This window comes from Streptosporangium sp. NPDC023825, assembly GCF_040639575.1.
Lineage (GTDB): Bacteria > Actinomycetota > Actinomycetes > Streptosporangiales > Streptosporangiaceae > Streptosporangium.
Window position 1 is genome coordinate 24,474 of the sequence record NZ_JBFAAE010000084.1, and the last position, 8,782, is coordinate 33,255.

Annotated in this window: 8 protein-coding genes; 7 read left to right on the forward strand and 1 reads right to left on the reverse strand. The window is 72.1% G+C overall.

Annotated features, from left to right (window positions below):
- The first annotated feature begins 208 nt into the window (after window positions 1-208).
- Together rffA and AB0G15_RS39780 are read left to right on the forward strand one after the other, a co-directional pair.
- Entirely contained in the window at window positions 209-1,453 is a 1,245-nt protein-coding gene (rffA, locus tag AB0G15_RS39775; protein WP_362850509.1) for a dTDP-4-amino-4,6-dideoxygalactose transaminase, read from the forward strand.
- Window positions 1,435-2,220, forward strand: coding sequence for a GNAT family N-acetyltransferase (locus AB0G15_RS39780; RefSeq protein ID WP_362850511.1), 786 nt, complete (start codon window positions 1,435-1,437; stop codon window positions 2,218-2,220). The genes rffA and AB0G15_RS39780 overlap by 19 nt, the downstream gene beginning before the upstream one ends.
- Here the strand turns inward: AB0G15_RS39780 and AB0G15_RS39785 are convergent.
- Entirely contained in the window at window positions 2,171-3,178 is a 1,008-nt protein-coding gene (locus AB0G15_RS39785) for a glycosyltransferase family 2 protein (protein ID WP_362850513.1), read from the reverse strand. The genes AB0G15_RS39780 and AB0G15_RS39785 overlap by 50 nt on opposite strands.
- Before the next feature lie 175 nt (window positions 3,179-3,353).
- Here AB0G15_RS39785 and AB0G15_RS39790 point away from each other — a divergent pair, with 175 nt between their 5' ends.
- The 5 genes from AB0G15_RS39790 to AB0G15_RS39810 form a co-directional block, all read left to right on the forward strand.
- Window positions 3,354-3,728 carry a GtrA family protein gene (locus AB0G15_RS39790; protein WP_362850515.1) on the forward strand — a complete coding sequence of 125 codons (375 nt, stop codon included), beginning with the start codon at window positions 3,354-3,356 and terminating at the stop codon, window positions 3,726-3,728.
- A 123-nt stretch (window positions 3,729-3,851) separates the two neighbouring features.
- Complete coding sequence (locus tag AB0G15_RS39795) at window positions 3,852-4,919, forward strand: glucose-1-phosphate thymidylyltransferase (protein WP_362850517.1); 1,068 nt, start codon at window positions 3,852-3,854, stop codon at window positions 4,917-4,919.
- On the forward strand, window positions 4,916-5,893 hold the full coding sequence (gene rfbB / locus AB0G15_RS39800; RefSeq protein ID WP_362850518.1) for a dTDP-glucose 4,6-dehydratase: 978 nt from the start codon (window positions 4,916-4,918) through the stop codon (window positions 5,891-5,893). The genes AB0G15_RS39795 and rfbB overlap by 4 nt, the downstream gene beginning before the upstream one ends.
- Window positions 5,894-5,954: 61 nt before the next feature.
- Window positions 5,955-6,659, forward strand: coding sequence for a class I SAM-dependent methyltransferase (locus tag AB0G15_RS39805; protein WP_362850520.1), 705 nt, complete (start codon window positions 5,955-5,957; stop codon window positions 6,657-6,659).
- A 184-nt stretch (window positions 6,660-6,843) separates the two neighbouring features.
- Window positions 6,844-8,782: hypothetical protein (locus tag AB0G15_RS39810; protein WP_362850522.1), on the forward strand; the 1,939-nt coding region annotated here is incomplete at its 3' end.

Genomic DNA, 8,782 nt, shown 5'->3' on the forward strand with positions numbered 1-8,782 from the left:
ATCTCCGATAAAGGAGGAAAACATCTCATATTTCTGATGGGAAAATCGTCTTCCCAGCTCAGAGCGGCGAGAAAGCCCGGCCGGACATCGGCGAGAGGGACCCGCCCGCCCGCATGTCGGTCCGCGCGAGCGACAGGGATCGTCAGTAACATTCACCCGTGCATTCGACGTGCGGCATCGACACCGAATCAAAGAAGAGGGTCGGTTGATGGCGGGCGGCGCGCGTCCTCGCGTCCTTCCGCGAAATCCCGTTCCCGCCCCGCCCCCGGCTCCCGCGGGCACCGCCGCGGACGCCCCGGCGAGGATCCCCTTCAACCGGACGCACCTGTCCGCGAACGAGCTCGACTATCTCGCGGAGGCCGTGCGCCGGGGGTCCACCTCCGGGGACGGGCCGTTCACCAGGCGGGCGGCCGGGCTGCTGAAGGAGATGACCGGGGCCGGGCAGGTCCTGCTGACCACCTCCTGCACGCACGCCCTGGAGATGTCGGCGATCCTGCTCGACCTCCGGCCGGGCGACGAGGTGATCATGCCGTCGTTCACCTTCGTCTCGACGGCCAACGCCTACGCCCTGCGCGGCGCGGTACCGGTCTTCGTCGACTGCAGGCCCGACACCCTCAACATGGACGAGCGGCTGATCGAGGCCGCGATCACCGACCGCACACGGGCCGTGGTGGTCGTCCACTACGCCGGGGTCGCGTGCGCCATGGAGGAGATCGGCGAGATCTGCGACCGGTACGGCCTGCCCCTCGTCGAGGACAACGCGCACGGCCTGGGCGGTTCCTACCGGGGGCGCCCGCTGGGGGCGTTCGGCAGCGTGGCCGCGCAGAGCTTCCACGAGACCAAGAACGTGCAGTGCGGGGAGGGCGGCGCGCTGCTGCTCAACGACGCCGGCCTGATGGCTCGCGCCGAGGTCATCAGGGAGAAGGGCACCGATCGCAGCCGTTTCTTCCGCGGCCAGGTGGACAAGTACCGGTGGGTCGACATCGGCTCCAGTTATCTGCTGTCGGACGTCCTCGCCTCGCAGCTGACCTCCCAGCTGGAGTCGTTCGCCGAGACCCAGGCCCGGCGCCTCGCCGTCTGGCGGAGTTACCACGAGGGCCTGGCCGGGTGGGCGGCCGAGAACGGGGTCGGCCTGCCGACGGTCCCCGACGGGTGCGCGCACCCCGCGCACCTGTACTACCTGCTGCTCCCGGACCTGGCGAGCCGCGGGGCCCTCATCGCCCACCTCGGGGACAGGGGCGTGCAGGCGACGTTCCACTACCAGCCCCTGCACGCCGCCCCGGCCGGTCTGCGGTACGGCCGGACGGCCCCCGGCGGGTGCCCGGTCACCGAGAGCGTCGCCGACCGGCTGGTGCGGCTGCCGCTCTTCGCCGACCTGGGCGCGACCGGCGTGACGCGCGTGATCGACGCCGTCCGGAGCCACGAGGTGGGCCGATGGCCTGGCAGGACGTGATGGGGAGCGGGGCCCCGCGCATCGCGGAGTCCCCGCTCGACTCGGCCAGGTTCGGCCGTCCGGTGGAGCGCCTCACCGTCCCGGCGCAGGCCCCATCCCCGTTTCCCGCGGTTCGCGAGGCCGTCCTGGGGTCGAGGGCGGACGTCATCGTGCTCCGCTACCCGGCCGAGCACGTCGGCTGGTTCGCCGAGCTGACCGCGCTCGGCCGCACCGCCGTGTTCGCGGACTCGCTGACGTACTGGCGCCTGCGCGCGGGACGCGGGCGCGCGCCGGAACCGCCGGGGGACCTCCAGCCGACGCAGCGGGTCACCCCCGCGGCGGTGCGCGAGTCGGTCTCCGACATCTTCGCCGCCTACCGGAACCACTACCTGGCCAATCCCCTGTTCGACGACGCCGAGGCGCTGGCGGGCTACCGGGAGTGGGCGCTGCGGTCGGCCTCCGAGGGGGAGTGCGTGGCGCTGCGGGAGTGGAGCCCGGCCGGGGACGGGATTCTCGCGCTGGCCACGCTCGCGGACGACGCCGACCGGACGGAGATCCTGCTCGCCGGCGTGATCTCCCGGGCCCGGGGGCGCGGCCTGTACGCCCACCTGCTGGCGGCGGTGGAGGGACGCGCCCTGGCCCGTGGCGCGAGGGAGGTCGTCATCTCCACCCAGGGGCACAACACCGGGGTGCAGCGGGCGTGGGCGAGATACGGGTTCGAACCCGCCCTGACCTTCCTCACCGTTCACCTGGTCCGGAGCCGGCTCCTGCGTGGACGGCGACGGTAGCGCCGCCCGGCCGCCGGGGAACGCCCGGGGCGGCCGGGGACCCGACGCGCTCGCACACGACGTAGGTCGGCCGCCCCATCCCGTTGCCGTGGACGCGCCCGACGTACTCGCCGAGCACGCCGACGGCCATCAGCTGGGCGGACGAGAAGATCGCGATCATCGACGCGATGGTGGTGAACCCGGCCACCGTGGTGTCGCCGGTGGCGAAGTCCCACAGGACGGCGGCGCCCAGCAGGAGGCCGACGACGCCGATCAGGAACCCGAGGTAGCTGGCCGCGCGGAGCGGGGCCGTGCTGTAGCCGAGGAGCATGTTCGTCGCGTGCCGCAGCAACAGGCCCGGCGTGTAGTTGGAGCGCCCGTGGCCGCGCTCGTTCATGTCCACCCGGACCGATCCCACCCGGGTGGTCACCCATGACAGGGCCACGTCGACGGAGGCGTGCGGCCCGGACAGCCCCTGGAAGCCGTCGCGCAGGCGCGTACGGAAGGCCCGGAAGGCGCTGATCGTGCGCGCGGCGCGGATGCCCAGCCCACCGGCCATGGCGGTCTTGACCGACCGGGAGGCGAGGCTGCGGACCAGCCCGTGCTCCTCGCGGCGCGGGACGCCGTACACGAGGTCGAGGCGGTCGCCCTCCAGGGCGGCCAGCAGGAGGGGGATCTGCTCCGGCGGGTGCTGCAGGTCGTCGTCCATGGTGACGACGACCTCGAACTCCGCCTCCCTGATCCCGGCGACCAGCGCGTTGTGCTGGCCGTAGTTGCGGGACAGGTGCAGGGCGCGCACACCGTCGACACGCCGCGCGAGCTCGGCGGCCGTCCGCCAGGTGTCGTCCGGGCTTCCGTCGACGACGAGGATCACCTCGTGGGGGGTGGACAGCTCACGAAGGACCGCCATGAGCCTGTTCACCAGCACCGGAAGAGTACGCGCGGAGCGGTAACACGGAATAACCACCGACACGGACATTAATCCCCCGATTAATTCTTACAGCAGGATAAAATCCATTCGATCATCGCGCGATACATTCCGACAAAGGCCTGACATGGTGCACGTTAAAAATCGGACTAAACACGGAAAGCATCCACATGACCGACGGCGAGGTTTTATCCCCGCTCTTGGGGGACAGCGCATCACATACCTGATGGCCAGCGCCACGACGGCCCTGCTCTATTGCTCTCTCCTGGGGCTGGGATTGCTCGCCGCCAACGATGCGGTCCCCTACCTTCTCCTCGCCATGGCGGCCCATCTGACGACCGTGGTGATCGTCTATCCCTGGTACAGGCTGGTGGTCTTCCGGGCTCACGGCCGATCGTGGCTCACCGGCTACCTGCGCTTCTACGCGGTCGGGCTCGGATTCCTCGCGACCTCGCTCGCCGGGCTCCCGGTGCTGGTGGAGGTGTTCCACCTTCCCGTCATGGCGGCCCAGGCGCTGCTGCTGGTCGTCAGCCCGACGGTCAGCTACGCGATACACCGGGTCTGGACGTTCCGGGAACGCGCCAATGTCCAGGCCCGGTAACGCCTTCCCTTTTTCTCCGCAAAAGCGATGACGGCGAACGGTCTCAGGCCGGATGTCCCCGTAGCTTTCAACGGATGACCGGCCGCCGTGGCCACGCGTTCCTGGTGGAGGGATCCAAGAGCGATGAAGGCACTTGTTCTGGCGGGCGGCAAGGGGACGAGGCTGCGCCCGCTCACCCACACGTCCGCCAAACAGCTCGTCCCCGTCGCCAACAAACCGGTGCTCTATTACGGGCTGGAGGCGATCAGGGACGCGGGGATCACCAGTGTCGGCGTCATCGTCGGCGACACGGGCCCCGAGGTGCGGGAGGCCGTCGGGGACGGTTCGAGGTTCGGTCTCGACGTCACCTACATCCGCCAGGAGGCCCCGCTCGGCCTGGCCCACTGCGTGCTCATCGCCCGCGAGTTCCTGGGCGACGAGCCGTTCGTGATGTACCTGGGCGACAACTTCCTGCTGGACGGCATCGCCGACCTGGTGAACGCCTTCCGCGAGGCCGACTACGACGCGCAGATCCTGCTCACGAAGGTCGCCGAACCCCAGTTCTACGGGGTCGCCGAGCTGGGGCCCGACGGGGAGATCGTCGGGCTCGAGGAGAAACCGGAGAACCCGCGCAGCGACCTCGCGATCGTCGGCGTCTACACCTTCTCCCCCGCCGTCCACGAGGCGGTCCGGGCGATCATGCCCTCCGCCCGGGGCGAGCTGGAGATCACCGACGCGATCACCTGGCTCATCGGCAACGGCCACCGGGTGCACTCGCACTTCGTCACCGGCTACTGGAGGGACACCGGGCGGCTGCAGGACATGCTGGAGTGCAACCGCATGGTCCTGGAGGCGCTCGAACCGGACGTCCGGGGGACGGTGGACGCGCTCTCCGAGATCACCGGACGCGTCGACATCGGACCTGGCACGACCGTCGAGAGGTCGGTGATCCGGGGCCCGGCCATCATCGGCGCCGGCACCAGGATCGAAGGGTCGTACATCGGCCCCTACACCTCGATCGGCGAGGGGTGCGTGCTGGAGGAGGCCGGGGTGGAGTACAGCATCGTCCTCGGGGACTCGGCCATCAGGGGCGTCTCGGGGCTCACGTACTCTCTGATCGGCCGGAACGTGGAGGTGACGAGGGCCGTGGGACTGCCCAACACGCATCAGCTCATGATCGGCGACCACAGCAGGGTCCAGGTGCGCGCATGAGGATCCTGGTCGCCGGCGGCGCCGGGTTCATCGGCTCCCACTACGTGCGGTCGCTGCTGTCCGGGCTCTACCCCGGGTACGAGAACGCCCGCGTGACGGTGCTGGACAAGCTCACGTACGCGGGCAACATCGCGAACCTCGACCCGGTCGCCGGCCATCCCCGCCACACCTTCGTCAGGGGCGACATCACCGACGCCCGGCTCCTCGCCGAGCTGATGCCGGGCCAGGACATCGTGGTGAACTTCGCCGCGGAGACGCACGTCGACCGTTCGATCACCGGCCCGGGGGACTTCGTCGTCACCAACGTCCACGGCACGCAGCGCCTGCTCCAGGCGGCACTCGAGGCCGGCGTGCGCACGGTCGTGCAGGTGTCGACGGACGAGGTGTACGGGTCCATCGCGGCGGGCTCGTGGGACGAGTCGCAGCCGCTGCTGCCCAACTCGCCCTACTCGGCGGCCAAGGCGGGGGCCGACCTGCTGTGCCGCGCCTACCACCAGACCTACGGGCTCGACGTGCGGACCACCCGCTGCACCAACAACTACGGCCCGTACCAGCACCCCGAGAAGGTCATCCCGCTCTTCGTCACCAACCTGATCGACGGGCGCCGCGTCCCCCTGTACGGGGACGGTGAGCACGTCCGCGAGTGGCTGCACGTCGACGACCACTGCAGGGGCATCCAGCTCGTGCTGGACAAGGGCCGGCCCGGCGAGGTCTACAACATCGGCGGCGGGGTCGAGCTGACCAACCGTGAGCTCACCGAGCGGCTGCTGTCGGCCTTCGGCCTGGGCTGGGACATGGTGGAGACCGTGCCGGACAGGCTGGGGCACGACCGGCGCTACTCGGTGGACAGCCGCAAGATCCGGGCGATCGGGTACGAGCCCCGGGTGGGCTTCGACGACGGGCTGGAGCGCGTCGTGCGCTGGTACCGCGACCACGAGAGCTGGTGGCGTCCCGCGGGACGCGCCGGCCGCTGAGGCCGCCGACCGCCGGAACGCCGGAACGCCGGAACGCCAAGGCACACGTCTGGGAGGACACATGGAGGTCACGGAGATTCTCCGTACCGTCGAGGTGGAGGACCGCCACTGGTGGTACCGCGAGCGGCGCGCCATCCTCGCCCGCGAGCTCCGCGAGCTGCGCCGGCTCGGCCCGCCCGGCAGGGCGCTCGACGTCGGCGCGGCCGGGGGCGGCAACACGCGCGTGCTCGTCGAGCACGGATGGGACGCGCTGGTCGCGGACTTCTCGGCGACCGCGGTGGAGCTCGCCAGGCAGCGCGGCCTGCGGGCGATCCACGCCGACGCCCGGGACCTGCCCCTGCCGGACGCGGACTTCGGCCTCGTCACGGCGTTCGACGTGCTGGAACACATCGAGGAGGACGGCAGGGCCGCCGGCGAGCTGGTGCGCGTGCTCCGGCCGGGGGGAACGGCGCTGATCACGGTGCCCTGCGACATGGCGCTGTGGTCGGCGCACGACGTGGCGTCCGGCCACGTCCGCCGGTACACGCGGGAGGGGCTGAACGCCCTGCTGACCGGCGCCGGCCTGGTCGTCGACCGCCTGTGGAGCTGGAACGTCCTGCTGCGGCCGGTCGTCGCCCTGCGCAGGAAAAAAATCTCCGGTTCGGACGTCACGCAGCCGCCGCGCCCGGTGAACGCGGCCCTGACCGCCGTGATCGTGGCCGAGAGGTATCTCCCCGTCGGGTCACTGCCGGGCGTCTCCCTCGTCGCCCGGGCACACCGCCCCTGACCCCTGGCCCGCCGGCCTCTGTCCCCGGCCGGCACGTGGCGGCGCTCGCAGCCGGGAAAGCAGGACACGGGCGGCGTTCCCGCTCCCGGACGGTCGTGAAAACCCGGCCAAGGACGGGAAAAGACATCGACGGGCGCGAGCGCCGGGTGCCGCCGGCGTCGTTCGTTTCACCAGGCTCGGGCGCATGACAGAAACCCCACCCCGCCAGGTTCCCGCGCCGGGCCCGCTCATGACCGCCGGGGACGACGAGCCGGACGGGCCCCCGGCCGGGCGAGGGCGCGCGGCCCCGCCCCGCGGGACGAAGGGCCTTTCCGGGTGGGCGCCCACCGTGTCGATGACGGCCCTCACCGCGACGGTGACGGCCCTGTACGGCGTCTCCGTCCCGGACATGATCCTGTTCGGCCTCTACGTCGTGCTGGGCGTCGGGCTCCCCGGCGTGCTGCTGTTCCGGCTCCTGTACCGGGGCAGGCGCACGCTCGCCGAGGAGTTGGCGCTCGGGCTGGCGCTCGGCCACGCCGTGGAGGTCTTCGCCTACGCCGGTGCCCGTGCCCTCGGCGTGCCGCTGCTCGTCCTGGCCTGGCCGATCGGCGCCTGCCTGCTCTTCCTCGCCGTCCCGCGGCTGCGCCGGCACTGGAAGGTCGCCGCGTCCCGCCGGGAGCGGGCGCCCGCCTGCTGGTCCTGGTTCCTGGCAGCGCTGACGGCCTACCTGCTCGCCTGGAGCGCCGTGTCGTTCTTCAGGCTCAACGCCCTGAGCTGGCCCGCCCTCGGACGGTCCTTCCCCGACATGCCCTACCACCTGGCCCTGGTCGGCGAGCTGAGGCACCACCTGCCGCCCACCGTCCCCATGGTGGCCGGGGAGCCTCTCTCCTACCACTGGTTCGTCTACGCGCACCTGGCGGCGGCGAGCTGGGTGACCGGGGTGGAGCCGCTGGTGCTGCTGTTCCGGCTGGGCATGCTTCCCGTCCTGGCCGCGTTCGTCGTCCTGGCCGGGATGACCGGGCGGCGGGTCACGGGCTCCTGGGCGGGAGCGGCCCTGACCGCGGGAGGCACGGTGCTCGTGGCGACACCGAGCCTCTATCTGGGCGGCAACGGCGCCTTCACCTGGGGCGGGGTTCCCGACCTCATGTGGGCGAGCCCCACCCAGACGTTCGGCGCCCTGCTGTTCGCGCCCGTCGTGCTGCTCCTCCTCGACCTCCTGGAGCGCCGCCGGCGGGCCGCCGGGCGCTGGGCGCTGCTGGGCGTCTTCCTCATGGCGGTGGCGGGGGCGAAGGCCACGTACGTCCCGCTGCTGGGCGCGGGGCTGCTGGCGGTGGTCGCGGCCGGGGCGGTCAGGCGGCGCCGGCCGTCCGGGCCCGTGCTCGCCGCGCTCGGGATGACGGCGGCGTGTTTCCTGTTCGCGCAGTTCGTGCTGTTCGACGGCGCGAGGCAGGCACTCGTCGTCGATCCCCTCTCCTTCATGGAGACGGTCTGGCGGGAGATGACCGGCGCGGGAGACGGGACCGATCCTCCGCCGCTCTCGATCCTGGGGATGGCGGCGGTGTTCCTGCTGTGCTGGACCGTCACGTGGGGCGGGATCTCCGGCCTGCTGAGCCGGCCGCGGCTGCTCGCGCGCCCCGGGGTGGCGCTCATGCTCGGCATCGGCGCGGCGGGGATCGGCGCGGCCCTGCTGCTCGGGCACCCCGGCCGGAGCCAGCTCTTCTTCCTCTGGGGCGCCTACCCCTACCTGGCGGCCGTCACGGCCCTCGGGATCGTCACCCTGGCGCGGCGGACCCGGCAGTCACGCCGGGCGACGCTGTGCGCGGCCGGGGCCGGGCTGGCCGTGGCCTACCTGATCCCCCTGCTGTGCGGCGTCCGGATCCCCCTGACGCCGGGGACGGGCGACACCGTCCTCTACCTGCCGTACGTCGTGCTGCTGGCCGCGATCCTCGCGGCGGCGGCCGTCCTGGCCGTCACGAGCGGGCGCCTGCGCGCCTGGTCCCTCGTCGTCACCGCGCTCGCGGTCGTCGGCCTGCCCGCCGTCGTGCACGCGCGCGTCCTGTGGGTCGTGGGCGGCGGGGGGGGGGCGGCCGGGGGGGCGGCCGCCCCCCCCCCCGCGCCCCCCCCCCCCCCCGCCCGCCCCCCCG